The organism is Anaeromyxobacter sp. SG66 (assembly GCF_022690805.1).
GTDB lineage: Bacteria > Myxococcota > Myxococcia > Myxococcales > Anaeromyxobacteraceae > Anaeromyxobacter > Anaeromyxobacter soli.
Genome location: NZ_JALCZC010000014.1, coordinates 1 through 21,969, shown reverse-complemented (window position 1 = coordinate 21,969; position 21,969 = coordinate 1). Strand labels below are relative to the sequence as shown.

Below are 21,969 nucleotides of genomic sequence, written 5' to 3'. Positions count from 1 at the left end.
GCGGCCCGCCCTCAGCCCACCACCCAGCGCCGCCCGTCGCGGCGCAGGAGCGTGTCCGCCGCCGGAGGCCCCCAGGAGCCGGCGGCGTAGTTCGGGAAGTCGGGGGCGGGGCGGCTCGACCACGCGTCGAGGATCGGGGTCATGATCCGCCACGCCGCCTCGACCATGTCGGCGCGGTGGAAGAGCGTCGAGTCGCCCACCAGCGCGTCGTACAGGAGCCGCTCGTACCCCGTCGCCGCGCACCCCTCGCCGATGCTCCCGTAGTCGAAGGAGAGCCGCACGTCCTCGACCCGGATGGCGGCGCCCGGCGCCTTCGCCTTGATGTCGAAGGAGATCGCCTCGTCGGGCTGGATGTGGATGTGGAGCCGGTTCGGCTCGAGCTCCGCGACGCCCGACTGCTGGAAGAGCGTGAGCGGCGGCTTCCGGAACTGGACCACGATCTCGGTGCAGCGGCGCGCGAGCCGCTTGCCCGATCTGACGTAGAAGGGCACCCCGGACCAGCGCCAGCTGTCCAGGTCGAGCCGCACGGCCGCGTAGGTCTCGATCGTCGACTGCGGGTCCACGTCCGGCTCCGACCGGTAGCCGGGCACGCGCGCCCCGGCGATCGTCCCCTCCCCGTACTGCCCGCGGACGGCGCCCGTCGCGCGGATCGTCTGGAGCACCTTCACCTTCTCGGCGTGGACCGCGTCGGCGTCGAGGCTCGCGAGCGGCTCCATGGCGACGAGCGTGACGAGCTGGAGGACGTGGTTCTGGAGGACGTCCCGCAGCGCCCCCGCGCTCTCGTAATAGGAGCCGCGCCCCTCCATCCCGAGGTCCTCCGCCACGGTGATCTGGACGTGGTCGACGTAGCGGCGGTTCCAGATGGGCTCGAACACGCCGTTCCCGAAGCGGAAGACGAGGATGTTCTGGACCGTCTCCTTCCCGAGGTAGTGATCGATCCGGAAGATCTGATCTTCCCGCAGCACCGCGTGCAGCTCCGCGCCGAGGGCCTTCGCCGAGGCGAGATCGCGCCCGAACGGCTTCTCCACGACCACGCGCCGCCACCCCTGCGCCTCGCGGGTGAGCCCCGCGGCCTCCAGGCGGCGGACGATCGTCCCGAACGCCGCGGGCGGCGTCGCGAGGTAGAAGAGGACGTTCCCGCCGGTCCGGTGGCGCGCGGACACCTCGGCGAGGCGGGCCTTCAGCCACCCGTAGGTGGCGGGGTCCTCGAACGCGCCCTGCACGACGCACATCCGCTCGACGAAGCCGTCGAAGCTGCGCTCGTCCTCCGGCGGGCACGCCGCGACCTCGCGCACGCTCGCGCCGATCGCCTCGCGGTACGCGGTGTCGGAGGCGACCTTGCGCCCGACGCCGATGATGGCGAAGTCCTCGGGCAAGAGCCCGTTCGACCACAGGTTCCACAGCGAGGGGAAGAGCTTGCGGCGCGCGAGATCGCCCGTGCCTCCGAAGATCACGAGCGCGGCGGGGTCGGCCGGCCGCTCGAGCGGAGCCGGCTTCGGCTTGCCTCCCTCGTCGGGCGCGATCCGCGCCTCGGGCTCGCTCATCGCCGTCGCTCCCGGGAGGTCCCCGGCGCCGACCCGGGCGCGCTCGGCGGCGGGGCCTCCGCGTGGCCGCCGAATTGCCGCCGCATCGCCGAGAGGAGCTTCTCGCCGAACGTGTGGTCCTGCCTCGAGCGGAACCGGGCGTAGAGCGCCGCGGAGATGACGGTCGCCGGGACCGCCTCCTCCACAGCGGCCTGCACCGTCCAGCGCCCCTCGCCGGAGTCCGGCACCCTGCCCCCGAACGCGTCGAGCCCGGGGTCCTGCGCGAGGGCCGCGGCGGCGAGGTCGAGGAGCCAGGAGGAGACGACGCTGCCGCGTCTCCAGACCTCGGCCACCTCGGCGAGATCGAGCCGGTAGCGGAGCTCCTCGGGCACCTCGTCCCCGGCGGCGCCGCGCAGGATGTCGAACCCCTCGGCGAACGCCTGCATGAGGGCGTACTCGATGCCGTTGTGGACCATCTTCACGAAGTGCCCGGCGCCCGCCGGACCGCAGTGGAGCCAGCCGTCGTCGGCGGTGCCCGTCCGGCCCTCGCGGCCGGGCGTGGCCGGCACCGCGGCGCGCCCCGGCGCGAGCGAGCGGAAGACCGGCTCGAGGAGGCGGACCGCCTCGGCGTCCCCGCCGATCATCAGGCTGTACCCGCGCTCGAGCCCGAAGACGCCGCCGCTCGTGCCGACGTCCACGTACCGGACGCCCTTCGCCGCGAGGCGCCCTGCCCGCCGCACGTCGTCCTTGAACCAGGAGTTGCCCCCGTCCACGACCACGTCGCCCGCCTGGAGCCGGTCCGCCAGCGCCGAGACCGTCTCCTCGGTGGGCGCTCCCGCGGGCAGCATGACCCAGACCGCCCGCGGAGGGGCGAGGCGGCCGACGAGCGCCTCGAGCGACGGCGCCGCGGCCGCTCCCTCCCGCTCCAGGGCCGCTCCCGCCGCGGGCTCGCGGTCGTACGCGACGACGCGGTGACCGGCGCGCAGGAGGCGCCGCGCCATGTTCGATCCCATCCGCCCGAGCCCGACCATCCCGAGGTGCATCGCGCCGTCTCCTCTCATGGGGCCGCGGGCGCGCCGAGCCCCGCGCGCCGCGCCTCGATCGTGGCGAGGAGCGCCTGGAACGGCTCGGCGAACTTCCGGACCCCCTCCGCGAGCACCTCGTCCGTGACCGCGTCCATCGAGATCCCGAGCGCCCTCAGCGCCGTGAGGTCGGCGTGGGCTCCCGGCACGTCCTCCTCGAGCGTGGGGCGCACCGTGAGGCCGCGGCGGAGGGCCTCGAGCGTGTCCGGCGGCACCGTGTCCACCGTGTCCGGGCCGACCAGCGCCTCGACGTACATGAGCTCCGGGTAGCGCGGATCCTTCACGCTCGTGCTCGCGAAGAGCACGCGCTGCGTGCGGGCGCCGCGGGCCGCGAGCCGCTGCCAGCGCCCGGTCGCGACGAGGGCCTTGTAGTCCTGGTAGGCCAGCTTCGCGTTGGCGATGCCGGCCTTGCCGCGGAGCGCCACGATGCGCTCGCGCTCGCTCGGCCCCGCCGCGCGGCCGGCCAGCGCGTCGAGCCGGCGGTCCACCGCGGTGTCGATCCGCGAGACGAAGAAGCTCGCCACGCTCGCCGCCCGCGAGAGCTCCTCTCCCCTGGCCGCGCGCGCCTCGAGCCCGGCCATCCAGGCCTCCGCGGCCAGTCGGTACGCCGAGCGCGCGAACAGCAGCGTGACGTTCACGTTCACGCCCTCGGCGGCCAGCGCCTCGATGGCCGGCATGCCCTCGGGCGTGCCCGGGACCTTGATGAAGACGTTCGGTCGCGAGAGCGCCCTCCACAGACGGAGGCCCTCCTCGATCGTCCCTCGCGTGTCCTTCGCCAGGAGCGGCGAGACCTCCAGGCTCACGAAGCCGTCGCGCCCGTCCATCGCGTCCCAGACCGGGCGCAGGAGATCGGCCGCCGCGCGCAGGTCCTGGAGCGCCAGCGCCTCGAAGATCGCCTTCGCGTCCGCGGTCCCCCGCCCCAGCGCGGCGATGTCGGCGTCGTAGTCGGCGGTGCCCGCGATCGCCTTCTCGTAGATGGACGGGTTCGTGGTGAGCCCGCGGACGCCGTCCTCGACGAGCCGCGCGAGCGACCCGGTGCGGAGGAGATCCCGCTTCAGCCCGTCGTACCAGAGGCTCTGCCCGTACCTCGCGAGCTCACGGATCGGCTCGATCATGTGCGCCTCCTTGCAGCGCCCGCGCCTCGATGGAGCGCGTCAGCGAGACCCGACGGCGGTGCCGCTCCTCGGCGGAGGGGCGGGCGCCGAGGAAGGCCCGGACGATCTCCCGCGCGAGCGCCTCCCCGACGACCCGCGCCCCGAGCGCGAGGACGTTCATCGCGTCGTGCTCGACGCCCTGGTGCGCCGAGTAGGTGTCGTGGCACACGCCGGCATAGACGCCCGGCAGCTTGTTCGCGGCGATGGCCACCCCCACGCCGCTCCCGCACACGAGGACGCCGCGCTCGGCCCGGCCGGACCGGACGGCCTCGCCCACCCGCACCGCGTGCTCCGGGTAGTCGTCCTCCGGTCCCGGCGCGCGCGGGGCGAGATCGACGATCTCGTGGCCGCCGGCGGCGAGGTCCTCGCGCAGCGCCTCCTTCAGGGCGAAGCCGGCGTGGTCGGCGGCGAGGGCGACGCGCACGGGCGCTAGCCCTCCCCGCGCGCGAGGAGCGCGCTCGCGGTCGAGACGATCGCGTCCGGCGTGAACCCGAAGCGCGTCTGCAGCGCCTTGAGCGGCGCGGAGGCGCCGAAGGTGCGCATCCCGACGACGGCGCCTTCGCTCCCCACGTAGCGATCCCAGCCGAACGTGGAGGCCTGCTCCACCGCGACGCGCGCCTTCACCTCGGGTGGGAGCACGCTCGCGCGGTACTCCGGCGGCTGCTGCTCGAAGAGCTCGAACGACGGCATGCTCACCACGCGCGCGCGGACGCCCCGCGCCGAGAGCGTCTCCCAGGCCGCGAGGGCGAGGTGCACCTCGCTCCCGGTGGCGAGGAGCAGCAGCGCGGGGCGCCCGCCGGGGGCGTCGGCGAGCACGTAGGCGCCGCGCGCGAGTCCCGACGCCGGGGCGTAGCGGGTGCGATCGAGGATCGGCACCGGCTGGCGGGTGAGCACGAGGGCCACCGGGCCGTAGCGCCGCTGCATCACGACGCGCCAGGCCTCCACCACCTCGTTCGCGTCCGCCGGGCGGAGCGTGACGAGGCCCGGGATCGCCCGGAGGGAGGCGAGGTGCTCCACGGGCTGGTGCGTGGGGCCGTCCTCGCCGAGCCCGATGGAGTCGTGCGTGAAGACGGCGATGACGGGGAGCTCCATGAGCGCGGAGAGCCGCAGCGCGGGGCGCATGTAGTCGCTGAAGACGAGGAAGGTCGCCTCGAAGGGGCGCAGCTTCGTGAGCGAGAGGCCATTCGTCACCGCGCCCATGGCGTGCTCGCGGATCCCGAAGTGCAGGTTCCTGCCGCCGGGGGTGTCCGCCTCGAGGTCCAGGGCGCCGTCGAGGGCGAGGCGGGTCTTCGTGGAGGGCGCGAGATCGGCGGCGCCGCCGAGGAGCCAGGGGACGTTCGCGGCGACGGCGGTCGCGACCTTCCCGGACGCGTCGCGCGTGGCGATCCCCTTCGCGTCGGCCGGGAACGCCGGGAGCCCCCGGTCCCACGCCTCCGGCAGCTCGCGGCGCTGGATCCGCTCGAGCTCGCCGGCGAGGTCCGGGTGGCGCGCCCGGTACGCGGCGAACGTCCGCTCCCACGCGCCGCGCAGGCGCGCGCCGCGGGCCCCGATCCCCGCGCGGAAGTTCTCGCGCACTCCCTCCGGCACGAGGAACCGGCCGTCCTCCGGCCACCCGTAGCGCCGCTTCGTGTCGCGGACCTCGTCCTCGCCGAGGGGCTCGCCGTGCGCCTCGGAGGTGTCCTGCTTCCGCGGCGCGCCCCAGGCGATGTGGCTGTCCACCACGATCAGCGTCGGGCGGTCGCGGGTCGCGCGGAACTGCTCGAGCGCGCGAGCGAGCGCGTCGAGGTCGTTCGCGTCGCCCACGCGCGTCACGCTCCACCCGAGCGCGATGAAGCGGCACGCCACGTCCTCGCTGAAGGCGAGCTCGGTCCGCCCCTCGATGGTGATCCGGTTGTTGTCGTAGATCCAGCAGAGGTTCGGCAGCCGGAGGTGGCCCGCGAGCGACGCCGCCTCCTCGGAGATCCCCTCCATGAGGTCGCCGTCCCCGCACAGCGCGTAGACGTCGTAGTCGAACAGCGTGAGGTCGGGGCGGTTGTACCGGGCGGCGAGCCAGCGGCCGCCGATCGCGAGGCCGACGCTCGTCGCGACGCCCTGCCCGAGCGGACCGGTCGTCGCCTCGACGCCGCTCGTCCACCGGTACTCGGGGTGTCCGGGGCACTTGCTGTCGAGCTGGCGGAACCGCTCGATGTCCGCGAGCTCGACGGCCAGCCGGCCCAGCGTCTCGTAGTCGGGATCGACGGCCTTCACCCCCGCGAGGTGGAGCAGCCCGTAGAGGAGCATCGACGCGTGCCCGTTCGAGAGCACGAAGCGGTCGCGGTCCGGCCAGACCGGATCCTCGGGGTCGTATCGCAGGAAGCGTTGCCACAGCACGTAGCCCACCGGCGCGAGGGCCATGGGCGTGCCCGGGTGGCCCGAGCGCGCCTTCTGGACGGCGTCCATGGCGAGGGTGCGGAGCGTCGCCACCGAGAGCTGGTCGACATCGCGGTCCACCACGGCTCCTGATCTGGATGCGACGCGCGCCGATCGCATCCCCTCGGCGCTCGCGTACCGGATCGTCCTGCGAGTGCGCGAGCGCCCGCACGGACGCGCGCTCCGTGCGCTCTTCTCAACCGCGCGCCGGGACCTCCATCGCGCGGCGCGCGGCGCCGAGGAGCCCGGCGCGGTCGTCGAGGATGACGTGGACCGGGATCTCCTCGAGCAGCGCGGCGAGCCGTCCCTTGTCCGTGAAGACCTCGTGGAACACCCCGCGCCGGAGCCAGGGCAAGATGTGCGGCGCGATGCCGCCGCCGAGGAAGACGCCGCCCGTCGCGAGCACGCGGAGGGCGAGGTTCCCCGCCTCGGCGGCGTACGCCGAGGCGAACAGATCGAGCGCCGCCGCGCAGACGGGATCGCGCCCCTCGAGCGCGGCCGACGACACGGCCTTCGCCGCGCCCGCGCCGGCGATCGCGCGGACGAGCTCCGGCGGCTCCGGGACCCCGCTCCGCTCGCGGAGGAAGCGGTACGCGTCGCCGAGCCCGGGGCCGGAGAGCACGCGCTCCCAGCTCACGCGGCCGTGGCGCGCCCGGAGCCAGCGGAGGAGCTCGATCTCGAGGTCGGTGCGCGGCGCGAAGTCCGCGTGCCCCCCCTCGCTCGGGAGCGCGACGAGGCGGCCGGAGATGGACAGGAGCGCCGCCTCGCCGAGCCCCGTCCCCGCCGCGATCACGGCCCGCGCCGCGGACGGGTCCGGGCGGCCCGCGTGGATCGTCCCGAGCGCGTCCGCGCCGAGCACGTCCAGTGACCACGCGAGCGCCTCGAGGTCGTTCATGAGCACGACCTCGGCGAGCCCGAGCGCCGCCGCGAGGCGATCCGCGTCGACCACCCAGGGCAGGTTCGTGGTCACGACGACGCCGGCCCGCAGCGGCCCGGCCACGCCGAACGCCGCCGAGTCGATGGAGCCGCCCTCCTCGCGCAGGAAGCGCTCCAGGATCTCCTCGAGGCGGCCGAAGCGGTCGCTCGGGTAGATCCGGAGGGCGCGCAGCGCGGGCCGTCCGCCCCGGACGTCGAAGGTGGCGAGGCGGGCGTTCGTCCCGCCGATGTCCCCTGCCAGGATCACGAGCCTCTCCGGGCCGCCTCGATCGTGCGAACCTCGCTCATCGCGTCCCATGCCGCGCCCGAGCGCGCAGGGCTCGTCTCGCACGGGCCATCGGGGCGGTGCGCGCTCCTGGCCTTGCGCGCGAGGCGCGCGGGTCGAAGATCCGGCACCGACGGGGTGCGCCGGCAAATGCCCGATAGGATCCTGGTCCTCAACGCGGGCTCGTCGTCCATCAAGTTCTCGCTCTTCCGCGGGCGCGATGGGGCGCTCGCGGCCGACGTCCGCGGCCAGGTCGACGGGCTCTCGCCCGAGGGCGCGCCGCGCTTCGTGGCGCGCGGGCCGGGCGGCGCGGTGCTCGCGGAGCGTCGCTGGCCGGCGAGCGCGTACCTCGACCACGCGGGCGCGGTGCGGGCGCTCCTCGACTTCGTCCGCGGGGCGGCGGAGGGCGGGGCGCTCGCGGGCGCGGCGCACCGGGTGGTGCACGGCGGCGCCGTCTTCGCCGGGCCGGAGCTCGTCGACGACGGCGTGCTCGCCCGGCTCCAGACCTTCGTCCCGCTCGCGCCACTCCACCAGCCGCACGGCCTCGCGCCCATCCGCATCCTGCGCGAGCTCGACCCGGCGCTCCCGCAGGTCGCCTGCTTCGACACCGCCTTCCACCGCACCCTGCCCCCCGTGGCCGAGCGCTTCGCGCTCCCCGAGGAGCTGCACGCGGCGGGCCTCCGGCGCTACGGCTTCCACGGTCTCTCGTACGAGTACGTAGCCTCGACGCTCGGGTCGCTCGATCCCGCCGCCGCGTCCGGGCGGACGGTCGTCATGCACCTCGGCAGCGGCGCCAGCATGTGCGCCCTGCTCGAGGGTCGCAGCGTCGCGACGACGATGGGGTTCAGCGTGCTCGACGGGCTCTGCATGGGGACCCGCTGTGGCGCGCTGGATCCGGGCGTCGTGCTCTGGCTCGCGAGCGAGCGGGGCCTGGATCCGCGCGCGATCGAGCGGCTCCTGTACGACGAGTCCGGGCTCCTCGGGGTGTCGGGCATCTCGAGCGATCTCCGGACGCTGCTCGCCTCGCCCGATCCGCGCGCGCGGCTCGCCGTGGACCTCTTCGTCTACCGGATCGACCGCGAGCTGGGGTCCCTCGCGGCGGCGCTCGGCGGACTCGACGCCGTCGTGTTCACGGCGGGTATCGGCGAGAACTCCGCCGAGATCCGGGCGCGGGTCTGCCGCGACGCCGCCTGGCTCGGCCTCGAGCTCGATCCTGCGGCGAACGCCGCGGGGGGCCCGCGGATCTCCGGCGGCCGGAGCCGCGTGTCCGCCTGGGTGGTCCGCACCGACGAGGAGCTGATGATCGCGCGGCACGCGCGCCGGATCCTGGCGCGCGCGGTCGCGGGGGAGGGACGAGCCGTGAGCGAGCAAGCGCCGAGGACCCCGGGAATCGCCGACCTGTCCGCGTTCGGGCCTGCGCGCTCCACCGTGCGCGGAGCGCCGCTCGCGCCCGAGGAGGTGGGCCGGATCGACGCCTTCTGGCGCGCCTGCAACTACCTCGCGCTCGGCATGATCTTCCTGCAGGACAACCCGCTCCTGCGCGAGCCGCTCCGCCCCGAGCACGTGAAGAACCGGCTCCTCGGCCACTGGGGCGCGAGCCCGGCCCTGTCGTTCGTCTACGCGCACCTCGACCGGATCATCCGCGCGCGCAACCTGGACGTGCTCTTCCTGGCGGGGCCGGGGCACGGCGCGCCCGGCGTGCTCGGCCCGGTCTACCTCGAGGGCACCTACTCCGAGGTCTACCCGGACAAGAGCCTCGACGAGGAGGGGCTCCGGCGCCTCTTCAAGCAGTTCTCGTTCCCGGGCGGCGTCGGCAGCCACTGCACGCCCGAGCTGCCGGGCTCGATCCACGAGGGCGGAGAGCTCGGGTACGTGCTCTCCCACGCCTGCGGCGCCGCGTTCGACGACCCGGACCTCATCGTCGCGGCCGTCGTGGGGGACGGCGAGGCCGAGACCGGCCCGCTCGCGACGTCGTGGCACGTGAACAAGTTCCTGAACCCGATCCGCGACGGCGCGGTCCTCCCGATCCTGTCCCTGAACGGCTACAAGATCGACAACCCCACCCTGCTCTCCCGCATCCCCTCGGACGAGCTCACGCAGCTCCTCGCCGGCTACGGCTGGACGCCCTTCCTCGTGGAGGGCTCCGAGCCCGAGTCGATGCACCAGGCGATGGCGGCCACCCTCGATCGCTGCGTGGAGCTCGTGCGCGGGGCGCAGGCCGAGGCACGCCGGACCGGCGTCGCCGCCCGGCCGCGCTGGCCGATGATCGTGCTGCGCGCGCCCAAGGGCTGGACGGCGCCGGCCGAGCTGGACGGCCACGCGCTCGAGGGCTCCTGGCGCGCGCACCAGGTCCCCATCCCGGGCGTCAAGCGGGACCCCGCCCGGCTCGCGCTGCTCGAGCGCTGGCTCCGGAGCTACCGCCCCGAGGAGCTCTTCGACGCGGCGGGCGCGCCGGTCGCCGCCGTGCGCGAGGCGGCGCCCCGGGGGCCGCGCCGCATGGGCGCGAGCGCGCGCGCCAACGGCGGGCTCCTCAAGAAGGCGCTCCGGCTCCCCGACTTCCGGGACTACGCGGTGACGGTGGAGTCGCCCGGGGGCTCGCAGGCGGGGAACACCGGTCCGCTCGGCGCCTTCCTGCGCGACGTGCTGCGCGCGAACGACCGGAACTTCCGGTTCTTCTCGCCCGACGAGACCACCTCGAACCGGCTCGACGCGGTGTACGAGGCGTCGGGGAAGCTCTGGCTCGGCGCGAGCCTCCCGGAGGACGCCGACGGCGGCCGGCTCGCCCCCGACGGCCGCGCCGTCGAGGTGCTCTCGGAGCACACGCTCGAGGGGATGCTGGAGGGCTACCTCCTGACCGGGCGCCACGGGCTCCTCGCGTCCTACGAGGCGTTCGTCCACATCATCGACTCGATGTTCAACCAGCACGCGAAGTGGCTCTCCATCTGCAACCGCCTCTCGTGGCGCGAGGAGATCGCGTCGCTCAACCTGCTCGTCACCTCGACCGTCTGGCGCCAGGACCACAACGGCTTCACCCACCAGGACCCCGGGTTCCTGGACGTGGTGGTGAACAAGAGCGCCGAGGTGACCCGCATCTACCTCCCGCCCGACGCGAACTGCCTGCTCTCGGTGGCGGACCACTGCCTCCGGAGCGAGAACTACGTGAACGTGATCGTCGCCGACAAGCAGGTCCACCTTCAGTACCTCTCGATGGAGGCGGCCGTCGCGCACTGCGCGAAGGGGATCGGCATCTGGGACTGGGCGAGCAGCGACGAGGGGCACGACCCCGACGTCGTCATGGCGTGCGCCGGCGACGTCGCCACGCTGGAGGCGCTGGCCGCCACGGCCATGCTGCGGGAGGCGTTCCCCGACCTGCGCCTCCGCTTCGTGAACGTCGTGGACCTGTTCAAGCTCCAGCCGGAGACGGAGCACCCGCACGGCCTCTCCGACCGGGACTTCGACTCGCTCTTCACCGGGGACGCGCCGATCATCTTCAACTTCCACGGCTACCCCTGGCTCGTCCACCGGCTCGCCTACCGCCGCAGGAACCACCCGAACCTGCACGTGCGCGGCTACAAGGAGAAGGGGAGCATCAACACGCCCCTCGAGCTCGCGATCGAGAACCAGATCGACCGGTTCAGCCTGGCCATGGACGTGATCGACCGCGTGCCGCGGCTGCTCGGCCCGGGCGCTCACGCCAAGGAGCGGTTCCGCAACCGGCAGATCCAGTGCCGGCTGCACGCCCAGGAGTACGGCATCGACCCGCCCGACATCGTGGGCTGGCGGTGGCCGGCGGGGGACGCCGTTGGCCGCGATTAGCCCCACGGACGCATCTCCTCAGCGCCGCGCCGTCGCGGACGTCGTCGCCGCGCTCGCGAGCGACGCGCGGCGCGGGCTCTCGGGCGGCGCGGTCGAGGAGCGCCTCCGGCGCCACGGCAGGAACGAGCTGCCCTCGCCGCCGCCGGTCCCCGCCTGGCGACGCTTCCTCGCCCAGTTCGCGGACGTCCTCACGATCCTGCTGCTCGTCGCGACGGTGGTCTCCTTCGTCGCCTGGTGGATCGAGCGGGAGACCCCGCTCCCGTACGAGACGCTCACCATCGTCGCGATCGTCCTCCTCAACGGCGTGCTGGGCTTCGTCCAGGAGAGCCGGGCCGAGCAGGCGGTCGCGGCGCTCCGGGCGATGACCGCCCCGACGGCCCGCGTCCTGCGCGACGGGAAGCAGGAGCTCGTCCCGACCGCCGGGCTCGTGCCGGGCGACGTCCTGCTCCTCGAGGAGGGCGACACGGTCCCGGCGGACGCCCGCGTGCTCGAGGCGATCGCGCTCCGGGTCGCCGAGGCGGCCCTCACGGGCGAGAGCACGCCCGTCTCGAAGGACAGCGCCCCGCTCGCCGTCGAGGCCGGGATCGCCGATCGGACGAACATGGTGTGGAGCGGCACGGCCATCGCCTCCGGCCGCGGCCGGGCCGTCGTCACCGCCACCGGACCCTCGACGGAGCTCGGCCGGATCGCCGGCTCGCTCCAGGAGACCGAGGAGGTCGCGACGCCGCTCCAGCGGGAGCTCGACCGCGTGGGCAAGCAGCTCGGCGTCGCGGTCGTCGCGATCGCGCTCGCGATCAGCGCGACGATCCTGGTGCTGGAGGAGCTGCGGTCGCTCACCGACCTGGTCGACGTGCTGCTCCTGGCGGTCTCGCTCGCCGTGGCCGCCGTCCCGGAGGGGCTCACGGCGATCACGACGATCGTGCTCTCGCTCGGGACGCAGCGCATGGCCGCGCGCCACGTCATCGTGCGCAAGCTCTCGGCGGTCGAGACGCTCGGCTCGACCACGACGATCTGCTCCGACAAGACCGGGACCCTGACCCGGAACGAGATGACCGTCCGCGCCGTCGTCACGGCGAGCGGCGCCGTCGAGCTGAGCGGGACGGGCTACGATCCCACCGGCGAGGTGCGGAGGGACGGCGCGCCGGTGGAGGACCCCGCGCTGCTGGAGGAGGTGGAGAAGACGCTCGGCGCCGGGCGGCTCGCGAGCAACGCCACGCTCGTCGAGCAGGACGGCCGCTTCACGATCCAGGGCGATCCGACCGAGGGCGCGCTCCTCGTCGCCGCGAGGAAGGTGGGGCTCGCCGCGGAGGAGCTCGAGGCGCGCTACCCGCGCGTCGGCGAGGTGCCGTTCTCCTCGGACCGCAAGATGATGAGCACCGCCCACGCGGACGCCGAGCAGGAGCGGGTGCTCGTGTTCGCGAAGGGGGCGCCCGACATCCTGCTCGCGCGCTGCACGCAGGAGCGGGTCGGCCAGGGGACGAGGGCGCTCGGCGAGGAGCGCCGCGCGGAGCTCTCGCGCGCCGTCGACAGGCTCGCCGCGTCGGCGCTGCGGACGCTGGGCGTCGCCTACCGCACGCTGGGCCGGGACGCGGTCACCGGCGAGCTGACGGACGAGGTCGAGCAGGAGCTCGTGTTCCTCGGGGTGGTCGGCATGATCGACCCGCCGCGCCCGGAGGCCCGCGCCTCGGTCGCGCAGGCGCAGGGCGCAGGCGTCCGGCCCGTGATGATCACCGGCGACCACCCGATCACCGCGGCGGCCATCTCCGCCGAGCTGGGCATCGCCGCCGCCGGCGCCAGGGTGCTGACCGGCGCCGAGCTCCAGCGCATGGACGACGAGGCGTTGCGCGAGGCCGCCCGCGACGTCTCCGTCTACGCCCGGGTGTCCGCCGAGCACAAGCTGCGGATCGTCCGGGCGCTGCGCGCGAACGGCGAGATCATCGCCATGACCGGCGATGGCGTGAACGACGCCCCGGCGCTGAAGGCGGCGGACATCGGCGTGGCGATGGGCATCACCGGGACCGACGTCGCGAAGGGCGCCGCCGACATGATCCTCACCGACGACAACTTCGCCTCCATCGTCGCCGCCGTCGAGGAGGGCCGCTCGATCTTCGCCAACATCCAGCGCTTCCTGCGCTACCTGCTCTCGTCGAACATCGGCGAGGTGCTCGTCATGCTCCTGGGCGTGCTGCTCGCCGGGGTCGTCGGCCTCGCGCCCGAGGAGGGCTCGGCGGTCGTCGTCCCGCTGCTCGCGACCCAGATCCTCTGGATCAACCTCTTGACCGACTCGGGCCCGGCGCTGGCGCTCGGGGTCGAGCCCCCGGACCGTGACGTCATGCTCGAGCCGCCGCGCGACCCCCGGAGCCGGGTGATCGACGCACGGACCTGGCTCGATCTCATCCTGGTCGGCGTGGTCATGGCCGCCGGGACGCTCGCGGTGATGGACCTCGCCTTGCCCGGCGGGCTCCTCGGCGGCGGCGCCTCGGCGCCGGGGCAGGGCCTCCGCCGTGCCCAGACCCTGGCGTTCACCACCCTCGTCCTGTTCCAGCTGTTCAACGCCTTCAACGCCCGCTTCGTGGCCCGCAGCGCCTTCCACCGGGCCTTCGCCAACCGCTGGCTCTGGCTCGCGGTGGCGATCTCGGCGGGCCTGCAGGTCGCCGTGGTCCACGCCCCGTTCCTCCAGCGTCCGTTCCGGACCGTCGCGCTCGACGCGAAGGACTGGCTCCTCTGCGTCGCCGTCGCGAGCTCCGTGCTGTGGGTGATGGAGGCGAAGAAGGCGGTGGTGCGGCTCGCCGCGCGGTCCGGCGCCGGGCGGCTGCCGCGAACGCGCCCGGCCTGAGCGCGAAGCGCCGCGGCAACAGGGACGCGGCAGACCTGCTTACCGGTACGTCAGCCGTCTCGGCGCGGCCCAGATGGGCTCGGCGGACGCCCGCGCGCGGGCCGCACGACCGAGCGGCGCGTCGCCCGAGCGGAGCGCGACGCGCCCCGCCGAGGCCCCGACACGGCAGCGCGCGCCGTGCATCGGTGAGGAGAGCTCGACGAGGAGGTACGACATGGCCCCGACTCGCCCGGGGTTCCGCCTGGGCATCTACGTCTTCAAGGACGCCGAGATCGTCGACTTCGCCGCTCCGCACGGCGTCTTCTCGGTGGCGCGCCGGTACGATCCGGAGCTGGACGCGTTCCTGGTCGCGGACGCGATGCGCCCGGTGCAGGCCCAGGCCGGCTTCACGGTCCTGCCGAACTACGGCTTCTCGGACCGCCCTGCGATGGACGCATTCCTGATCCCGGGGGGCTACGGCACGAGGCAGGAGCTGCACAACCGGCGCCTCCACGAGTTCATCCGCAGCCAGCCCCAGGAGACGCTCCTCGTCTCCGTCTGCACGGGCTCCTGGATCTACGGCGCGATGGGCCTGCTCGACGGCCTCCCCGCGACGAACCGCAAGGAGCCGGACCGCGCCGAGGCGACGCCGCCGGGCCTCGTGCCGCTCGAGCGGCTCGCGCGGATCGCGCCGGCGTGCAAGCCGAGCCGCGCCCGCGTCGTCGACGCCGGACGGATCATCACCGCGGGGGGGATCACGTCGGGGATGGAGATGGGCTTCCATCTGCTCCGCCGCGCCGGGTATCCGGAGAGCTTCATCGCCGACGTCGCGCGCGTCATGGAGTACACCGCGGCGTACGAGCTGTACCGGGACGATCGCGAGGAGCCGCGGAGCTGATGGCGCCCGTCGCTTGCGTCGAGCCGTCGCGAGACGCGCGATGCCGTCGCCGAGCCGGGCCCGGGCTCGCCGGTCGCGGTGGACCGGCGGGCGCGGGCCCGGAGCTTCAGGAGCGACGCTCCCGGCGCGGCGGAGCGCGCCGGGAGCGGGCGTCGCCTACAGGCAGGTCGCCGCGCAGGCCGCCGCCGGCGTCGCCGCCTTCAGCGCCTCGTCCGTCGCCTGCAGCACCTCGAACACGAACGTCGGGTTGTGGATGGCGTTCGAGCCGTCGTTCACGAGGCCGAGGTTCCACAGCGACCGCGAGAGGACGCCGTCCACGCCGGCGAGCGCGAACGCGCCCGTCGCGTCCATGACCTTCCCGGCCGAGGCGCGGACCGTCTTGGTCGAGACCGTTCCCGACGGGAACGTGACGTCCACCGCCGCGACGAGGTTGAACACGATGGTCGTGCCCTCCACGTCGATGCTCGCGATGTTCGTGAGCGCGAGGACGAGCGGCGTGCCCTCAGGGGCTCCGTGGCCCGCGCCCGCGGGCGTGACGGTGAACCCGGCGGTGCCGGCCACCGCGGCCTCGAGGGTCGCGCTGAGCTGCGCGATGACCTGGGCGCGCGCGTTCGCGTACGCCGTCTCGATGGCCTCGCCGTTCACCTCTTCGCCGTGGCACTCCTTGCAGATCGACTTCGCCGCGTCGAAGCCCGCGTCGTTCGTGAAGCCGAACGTGTGGTTCGTGATCGTGTAGCGGAGGCCCTCGACGGCGGTCTTCATGTGGCAGCCGACGCAGGTCTCGGACACGGCGGCGTGGCCGGAGACCTTGTAGCCGTTGGCGTCGCCGATGAAGTACGCGTTCATGCCCATCAGCACCTCGGTCTGGGTCGGCGCGTGCGGCGTCGCGAAGCCCGTCATCGGGACGGCGTCGCCCCTGAGACCGCGGCGGCCGTTGTGGCAGGTCATGCAGAGCGCGCCGGTGCCGGCGCCGGAGACGGTGAAGCCGGCGGCGACGTAGACGGGGGCCTTGCCGTCGATGCGGACGGTGGTGGAGTGCGAGTCGTGGCACGCGGCGCAGGTCTGCGGCTCGACGTTCTCCTTCGTGGCGCCGCTGTCGACCGAGTCCTGCAGCGTGTTCGCGGCGTACTTCACGAAGCCCTGCGCCGAGTGGCAGCGCGCGCAGCTGGAGTTGGCGCGGGCCCCGGTCGACTCGCCGAAGGCGAGGCCGGTGTTCGCGTGGCCGGAGCGGCGCCAGAGCGCGACGCGGTCATGGTTCGTGGGACGGTCGTGGCACACGGCGCACGCGGCGACGCCGTACTCGCCCGCCGGCTTCGAGCCGCCGTTCGCGGCGTGGCGGCCGAGCGGACCGTGGCAGCTCTCGCACTGCATGCCGGCGTAGGCCTTGGCGTCCGCGGGGACGAGGTCCCAGGCGCCGTACTGCGGCTCCGTCGTGACGAGGTCGGGGGGAGTGCCGGTGAGGCCGGTGAGGTACTTGGAGAGGTCGGGGAAGGTCCAGCCCGCGGCCTTGGCGACGTCGTCGAAGCCGTCGTTCTGGAGCGCCGCGTTGTAGCCGGTCGTGTGGCACGCCACGCAGTTCTCGCCGTAGTGCGTGCCCTCGGCGCCCGTCATGCCGTACTCGAACGTCGTCATCGCGCCGGGCTCGGTCCAGAAGACGGTCGGGTTCGCCGTGGGCGCCGGGATGGGCTTGCCGTCGGGGCCGGTCTTCCAGACCAGCTGGCCGTTCGCGTCGTACTCCATGTACTTGAAGAAGTGGTTCCCGTGCGCCGAGTTGCTCCACTTCTTGAACTTGAGCGCCATGGCCGCCTGCTTCTCGGCGGACATGAGGTACTCGTGGCAGCCGCCGCAGCTCGGGTTCGAGCTGACGTAGTTCGAGACGGCGACGCGGAGCCCGTCGAACCGGTAGACGCCCGGGGCGTCCGCGATGAACCAGGGGAACGCGGTGTCGGCGTCGTTCAGCACGGCGCTCGAGGCGATCGGCTTCTCGGTGAAGACGAGCGCGGCGGCGTTGCCGGGGATGCTGGCGATGACGAGGGTGCCCGTCGGGATGGAGCCATTGGCCTGGGCGAGCGTCGCCGGGACGACCGCGACGGTGACCTTGCCCTCGAAGCCCATCTGGTCGGTGACGACGACGTCGAAGTTGTACGTCATCTCCGTGAGCTGCCGGTTGCTGACGCCCAGGAACTCGGGGCGGAAGGGCTTCCCTTCCTCGTCGAGCGACGGACCGAACCCGATCACCTTCTTGTCGGCGGCGACGATGTCGGCGAGGGCGCCCGTCGTGAAGGTCGGGGCCTCGACGTCATTCGCGGACAGCGTGACCGCCGTCGGGTTCGTGGTCCGCGGCGTCCACTTGTACGCGTAGGGCGGCGTGCCGCCGGTGACCGTGACGCCGAGGGTGACCTCGCGCTCGAAGCCGGCCGGGTTCGGCGGCTTCGCGGCCTTGAGGACGAGCGGGGAGATCGCGGTGAGCTCGCGGTTCAGGATGTACTCCTTGCCCGCGGCGATCGAGATGTTCGGCACCTCGAGCGTCTTGAAGCCGTTGCCCGAGAAGACGATGGTGTAGACGCCGATGGCGCAGCCCGAGCCGAGCTCGTACTCGCCGTTCGCGTCGGACGTGGCGGTCCCGCACCAGTCCGGAATGCTCGTCACCGTGACGTTCGTCGCCGGATACTCCTTCCCCGCGACCTTGAACGTCAGCTTGCCCATCACCCCACCCGTCGACCTGCCGTCCGCGCCGTCCTGGCCGCTCGGCCCCACTGGTCCCGCCGCGCCGTCCTGGCCGTTCAGCCCGTCCCTGCCGTCCTTGCCGTTCGAGCCACCGGAGCAGCCGGCGAGCGCGAGGACCATCACCAGCGAGAGCACGCGATGCTTCGTCGCATCCATGAAGGGATTCCCCCCAATTACTTAACGTGAAGAGTCGATTCCAGAGACACCGCCGGTCACACGGCCGGCGGTGCCCGCGGTGCACGTGCGAGAGCCGGGCCGCTCGCTCGCTGATCGCCCGCACTCACCGTGTACCGCGTAACGTCGTCACGGCGGCATGGGAGCCCCGCGAGGTCGAGCCGCGCGGCGACGTGTCGTGCGCGCCGAGTGATCCCGTGCCCTTGAGCGCGCCCGTCCCTCCGCCGCAGCCGGCCCGGCGGTCGGGCGTTTTCTGCCAGGGCCACAAGCGGCGATCCGCGACCGGCGGCGTGTGTGGCGGGGTCGCACGGGTGTGGTCTTACCCTGCGTGATTTCACCCGGGGGATTTCACCCACCGGCGTGGTCACGGAACGTCAACCTATGGAAATGCGGGGCGATTCATCGCACTCCTTGGCAGCTCCTTGAATGGTCTGCCGACCGCCGGGAGCACCCCTGGAGGGACGCCCTGCCGCAAGACGGGCTCTGCCGCAGCGACGTCCGCCGACGCGTTGAAGGCGTTCCCGCGGGCTCGCTCACGCCGGGCGCCGTCCTCATCGTCATGCGCGGAGGTGCCACATGCCGAACGAAGGTGGAGAGCGGCCGCGCACTCAGACGAGCGCTCCCGTGAAGCCCGCCCGCACGACGGAGGACGTACCGGCTCCTCGGCGCGACGCTCCCGATGAGAGGATGCCCGCTCGACGGGCGGCCGACGACGACACGGGCGTGGGCGGCGACCGCATGCCGAAGGGCGCGGACGAGCCTGGCGCCGGGCTGTGACCGAACCGGCACGAGCCCCGGCGCGCGGACGGCTCTCCGGCCGGGCAGGCGCGGGGGAAGGCGGGGAGACGTAGCCTGTCCGTGCAGAAATGGCGGCCAGACGCGCACCGCACGTCATCGTCGTGGGAGCCGGCGCGGCCGGGCTCGCGGCGGCCGCGCTGCTCCGCGACCGCGGGGTGGCGGTGACGCTCGTCGAGGCGCGCGATCGGTATGGCGGGCGCATCGACACGCGCCTCGACCCGGTGCTGGGCCTTTCTCTCGAGCACGGCGCCGAGTTCGTGCACGGCCACCCGGACCGGACGCTCGCGCTCGCGCGCCGCGCTCGGGCCGCCATCCGCGAGGTGCCGGACCGGCACCAGCGCCCGCGAGGGAGTCGGCTCGCCGGGATCACGGCCGCGTACGCGCGCGCGCAGGAGCTCCTCGCGCTCGGCACCCGGGACGACGAGAGCATCGGAGCCCTGCTCCGACGCCGCTCCGCCCTGCGACGGTCGCGGGAGGCGATCCCCCTGGCCCGGGAGCTCGTGCGCGGGTTCTACCTCGCCGAGCCGCGCACCGCGTCGTCCCTCGCCCTCGCGCGGTTGAGCCGCGGGATGGAGGAGCTCGGCGGCGACACCGCCGCGCGGATCGACGGAGGCTACGCGAGGATCCTCTCCCCGCTGGCGCGAGCGCTTCGCGGCGGCGTGCTCCGCCTCGGCACCGTCGTCGAGGAGGTCGGGTGGGGTCGCCGGGAGGTGCGGCTCCGGGCGCGCGGTCGCGCCGGAGGCCGGCTCGCGCCGATCACGGGGAGTCACGCCATCGTGACCCTGCCGCTGTCGATCCTGCGCGACGGCGCGGTCCGGTTCGTCCCTGCGCTGCCCGAGAAGCAAAGCGCCGCGAGGGCCCTCGCGATGGGGCCGGTCGTGAAGGTCCTGCTGCGGTTCCGGCGCGCGCCGTGGGGAGGCCGGCGCCTCGTGTTCCTGCACGTCCCCGGCGCCGCCGTGCCGGTCTTCTGGACGCTCGCGCCCGTGGACGCGCCGGTGCTGGTCGGCTGGGCGGGAGGACCGGGCGCGGCCCGCCTCGCGGGGAAGCGGGAGCAGGACGTCTTGCGGGCGGCGATCCGGTCCGCCTCGCACGGCCTGGGCGTGCCGCCGGCCGAGCTCGAGGACCTGCTCGACGGCGCGGCGATCGCCGACTGGACGCGCGACCCGTTCGCGCGCGGGGGCTACGCGGTCTTCCCGGTCGGCTCGGACGGCGCGTCCGCCGCGCTCGCGCGCAGCGTCGAGGGGACGCTGTTCTTCGCAGGCGAGGCCACCGCCGCCGGGCTGGCCGGCACCGTCGAGGGGGCGCTCCGGAGCGGCGAGCGCGCGGCGCGGGAGGTGCTGGAGACGCTCTGAGCGTTTTCCTTCCCTTGCGACCCCCGTTCGCTTATCGCCTGGTCATGCGCTTCCTCCATCCCGAGCACGACGAGGCCCTCGAGCTCTCCCTCGACGACGTCTTCCTCGTCCCCGACTACTTCGACGGCGGCTCGCGCCTCGACGTGGACCTGCGCCCCGTGGACTTCTCCGGGGGCGCGCACCCGGTCGTGTCCGCGAACATGAACGCGGTCACCGGCAAGCGGATGGCCGAGACCATGGCTCGCCTCGGCGGCCTCGGCGTCCTGCCCCAGGACATGGACCTGGAGACGGCTTCGCGCATCATCCGGCACATCAAGGCCGCCGACCCGCGCTACGACACCCCGCTCGCCGTGTCGCCGCGCGCCACGCTGCGCGACGTCCTCGGCATCATCCGCAAGCGCGCGCACGACATGGTGGTCGTGGTCGACGACGAGCGCCGGCCGCTCGGCATCGTCACGCACGCCGACCTGCGCGACCGGGACCAGTACTCGCCCGTCGGCTCGCTCATGTCGTCGCGCCTCGTGACCCTCCCGGCCGGCACCCCGAACCGGGACGCCTTCCTGCTCATGGAGGATCAGCGCGTGAAGGCCGCGCCGGTCCTCGACGCCGAGGGCCGGCTGGCCGGCGTGCTGACGCGCGACGACGCTGTGCGGCTGGAGCTGCTCGAGCCCGCGCTCGACGCGCGGGGCAGGCTCATGGTCGCCGCCGCCGTCGGGATCTCGGCCGGCGCCGCCGCGGCGGCCGCCGCCCTCGCCGAGCTCGGCGTCGCCGCGATCGTGCTCGACACCGCGCACGGGCACCAGCGCCGCATGATCGAGGCGATCCGCGAGGTGCGCCGCGCCATCGGCGCGCTGCCGCTCGTGGCCGGCAACGTGTGCACCCCCGAGGGCACCCGCGCCCTCCTCGACGCGGGCGCCGACATCGTGAAGGTGAACGTCGGGCCGGGTGCCATGTGCACGACCCGCATGCAGACCGGGGCCGGCCGGCCGACGTTCTCGTCGGTGCTCGCGTGCGCCCGCGAGGCTCACCGGCGCGGGCGACACGTGTGGGCCGACGGCGGCGTGCGCGATCCGCGCGACGTGGCCCTCTACCTCGCCGCCGGCGCCTCCCGCGTCATGATCGGCACCGCGCTCTCCGGCACCTACGAGAGCCCGGGCGACGTGAAGGAGGATCGCGAGGGGCGCCCGTACAAGGAGAACTACGGGATGGCCAGCGCCCGGGCGGTGAGCGATCGCTCCGCGGGGCTCGACGCGTTCGAGCGCGCGAAGAAGGGCTTCTTCCGCGAGGGGATCTCGACGTCGCGGATCTACATCCGCGAGGGGCGCGAGAGCGTCGGCGCGATCCTCGTCGACGTGATCACCGGCGTGCAGTCCGCCTTCACGTACGCGGGCGCGCTGACCGTGCCGGAGTTCCACCGCAAGGCGGTGATCGGCGTCCAGACCGCGGGCGGCTACGGAGAGGGGAAGCCGCGGGGGTGAGCGGCGTAGTGCGTTCGCGGCGACTCCGCGGGGAACGCGGGGATCGCCTCGACCAGCTCCTCGTCCACGTAGCACCACGCCCAGTCCTCTCCCGGCTCGAACGCCTTCGCGACCGGATGCCTCGTCGCGTGGAAGTGGCGGGTGGCGTGCTTGTTCGGTGAGCTGTCGCAGCACCCCACGTGGCCGCAGGTCATGCACAGCCGCAGCTGGACCCACGCGTCGCCGCTCTGGAGGCACTCCTCGCAGCCGAGCGAGCTCGGCGTCAGGGCGTGCGACCTCGGTCGCTGGAGGCTGCTCAGGTGCTCGCACATGCCTGCTCTCATGACGGCGCGGCCCCCGGCGGTCAATCCCGGACGACCCCGCGCCCGCCCGTGCTATGCACAGGAGCTGGAGGTTCCATGACCCGCGCCCTGATCCTGACCCTCGCCGCCCTGCTCGCCGCCCCGGCGCTCGCGGACGAGCCCGCGCCGAAGGCGCCTCCGGCGCCCGCGACCGCCGGCGGCGCCGCGCCCCGCGCCGCGAGCGGCGAGCGCCCCCGGCCG

General features: G+C 74.0%; 13 protein-coding genes. 5 read left to right on the top strand and 8 right to left on the bottom strand.

Going from position 1 to position 21,969, the window contains the following annotated elements; translation table 11 throughout:
- Window positions 1–11 precede the first annotated feature (11 nt).
- The 6 genes from zwf to glk form a co-directional block, all read right to left on the bottom strand.
- Entirely contained in the window at window positions 12–1,544 is a 1,533-nt protein-coding gene (zwf, locus tag MNZ39_RS06520; RefSeq protein ID WP_242336310.1) for a glucose-6-phosphate dehydrogenase, read from the bottom strand.
- The gene (gene gnd / locus MNZ39_RS06515; protein ID WP_242336307.1) at window positions 1,541–2,566 is read right to left on the bottom strand and encodes a phosphogluconate dehydrogenase (NAD(+)-dependent, decarboxylating); all 1,026 of its coding nucleotides are present in this window, start codon (window positions 2,564–2,566) and stop codon (window positions 1,541–1,543) included. The genes zwf and gnd overlap by 4 nt, the downstream gene beginning before the upstream one ends.
- A gap of 14 nt (window positions 2,567–2,580) precedes the next feature.
- Window positions 2,581–3,720: a transaldolase gene (tal, locus tag MNZ39_RS06510; RefSeq protein WP_242336304.1), complete on the bottom strand. Its 1,140-nt coding sequence runs from the start codon at window positions 3,718–3,720 to the stop codon at window positions 2,581–2,583.
- Window positions 3,701–4,183, bottom strand: a complete 483-nt coding sequence (locus tag MNZ39_RS06505; protein ID WP_242336301.1) for an RpiB/LacA/LacB family sugar-phosphate isomerase — start codon at window positions 4,181–4,183, stop codon at window positions 3,701–3,703. Before MNZ39_RS06505 ends, tal begins: the two co-directional genes overlap by 20 nt.
- Window positions 4,184–4,188: 5 nt before the next feature.
- Window positions 4,189–6,288: a transketolase gene (gene tkt / locus MNZ39_RS06500; protein ID WP_242336298.1), complete on the bottom strand. Its 2,100-nt coding sequence runs from the start codon at window positions 6,286–6,288 to the stop codon at window positions 4,189–4,191.
- A gap of 76 nt (window positions 6,289–6,364) precedes the next feature.
- Entirely contained in the window at window positions 6,365–7,351 is a 987-nt protein-coding gene (glk, locus tag MNZ39_RS06495; RefSeq protein ID WP_242336295.1) for a glucokinase, read from the bottom strand.
- Between the two features lie 168 nt (window positions 7,352–7,519).
- Here glk and MNZ39_RS06490 point away from each other — a divergent pair, with 168 nt between their 5' ends.
- From MNZ39_RS06490 to MNZ39_RS06480, 3 genes are all read left to right on the top strand, one after another.
- Window positions 7,520–11,185 (top strand): phosphoketolase, encoded by a 3,666-nt coding sequence (locus tag MNZ39_RS06490; RefSeq protein WP_242336292.1) that lies wholly within the window; start codon window positions 7,520–7,522, stop codon window positions 11,183–11,185.
- Window positions 11,172–14,021: a cation-translocating P-type ATPase gene (locus tag MNZ39_RS06485; RefSeq protein ID WP_242336289.1), complete on the top strand. Its 2,850-nt coding sequence runs from the start codon at window positions 11,172–11,174 to the stop codon at window positions 14,019–14,021. The genes MNZ39_RS06490 and MNZ39_RS06485 overlap by 14 nt, the downstream gene beginning before the upstream one ends.
- Before the next feature lie 214 nt (window positions 14,022–14,235).
- Complete coding sequence (locus MNZ39_RS06480) at window positions 14,236–14,898, top strand: DJ-1/PfpI family protein (protein WP_242336286.1); 663 nt, start codon at window positions 14,236–14,238, stop codon at window positions 14,896–14,898.
- 156 nt (window positions 14,899–15,054) lie between these two features.
- Here the strand turns inward: MNZ39_RS06480 and MNZ39_RS06475 are convergent, their stop codons facing one another.
- The gene (locus tag MNZ39_RS06475; protein WP_242336283.1) at window positions 15,055–17,781 is read right to left on the bottom strand and encodes a hypothetical protein; all 2,727 of its coding nucleotides are present in this window, start codon (window positions 17,779–17,781) and stop codon (window positions 15,055–15,057) included.
- Between the two features lie 884 nt (window positions 17,782–18,665).
- Between MNZ39_RS06475 and MNZ39_RS06470 the strand changes: the two genes are divergently transcribed.
- Window positions 18,666–19,949 (top strand): NAD(P)/FAD-dependent oxidoreductase, encoded by a 1,284-nt coding sequence (locus tag MNZ39_RS06470; RefSeq protein ID WP_242336280.1) that lies wholly within the window; start codon window positions 18,666–18,668, stop codon window positions 19,947–19,949.
- Between the two features lie 44 nt (window positions 19,950–19,993).
- The gene (locus MNZ39_RS06465) at window positions 19,994–21,427 is read left to right on the top strand and encodes a GuaB1 family IMP dehydrogenase-related protein (protein ID WP_242336277.1); all 1,434 of its coding nucleotides are present in this window, start codon (window positions 19,994–19,996) and stop codon (window positions 21,425–21,427) included.
- Here the strand turns inward: MNZ39_RS06465 and MNZ39_RS06460 are convergent.
- Window positions 21,400–21,738 (bottom strand): ubiquitin carboxyl-terminal hydrolase 14, encoded by a 339-nt coding sequence (locus MNZ39_RS06460; protein WP_242336276.1) that lies wholly within the window; start codon window positions 21,736–21,738, stop codon window positions 21,400–21,402. The two genes, MNZ39_RS06465 and MNZ39_RS06460, sit on opposite strands and share 28 nt — an antisense overlap.
- Window positions 21,739–21,969 lie beyond the last annotated feature (231 nt).

Coding starts and splice junctions, on each gene's coding strand:
- zwf (WP_242336310.1), bottom strand. CDS start 1,544: ATGAGCGAGCCCGAGGCGCGGATCGCGCCCGACGAGGGAGGCAAGCCG.
- gnd (WP_242336307.1), bottom strand. CDS start 2,566: ATGCACCTCGGGATGGTCGGGCTCGGGCGGATGGGATCGAACATGGCG.
- tal (WP_242336304.1), bottom strand. CDS start 3,720: ATGATCGAGCCGATCCGTGAGCTCGCGAGGTACGGGCAGAGCCTCTGG.
- tkt (WP_242336298.1), bottom strand. CDS start 6,288: ATGCGATCGGCGCGCGTCGCATCCAGATCAGGAGCCGTGGTGGACCGC.
- MNZ39_RS06490 (WP_242336292.1), top strand. CDS start 7,520: ATGCCCGATAGGATCCTGGTCCTCAACGCGGGCTCGTCGTCCATCAAG.
- MNZ39_RS06480 (WP_242336286.1), top strand. CDS start 14,236: ATGGCCCCGACTCGCCCGGGGTTCCGCCTGGGCATCTACGTCTTCAAG.
- MNZ39_RS06475 (WP_242336283.1), bottom strand. CDS start 17,781: ATGGATGCGACGAAGCATCGCGTGCTCTCGCTGGTGATGGTCCTCGCG.
- MNZ39_RS06470 (WP_242336280.1), top strand. CDS start 18,666: ATGGCGGCCAGACGCGCACCGCACGTCATCGTCGTGGGAGCCGGCGCG.
- MNZ39_RS06465 (WP_242336277.1), top strand. CDS start 19,994: ATGCGCTTCCTCCATCCCGAGCACGACGAGGCCCTCGAGCTCTCCCTC.
- MNZ39_RS06460 (WP_242336276.1), bottom strand. CDS start 21,738: ATGTGCGAGCACCTGAGCAGCCTCCAGCGACCGAGGTCGCACGCCCTG.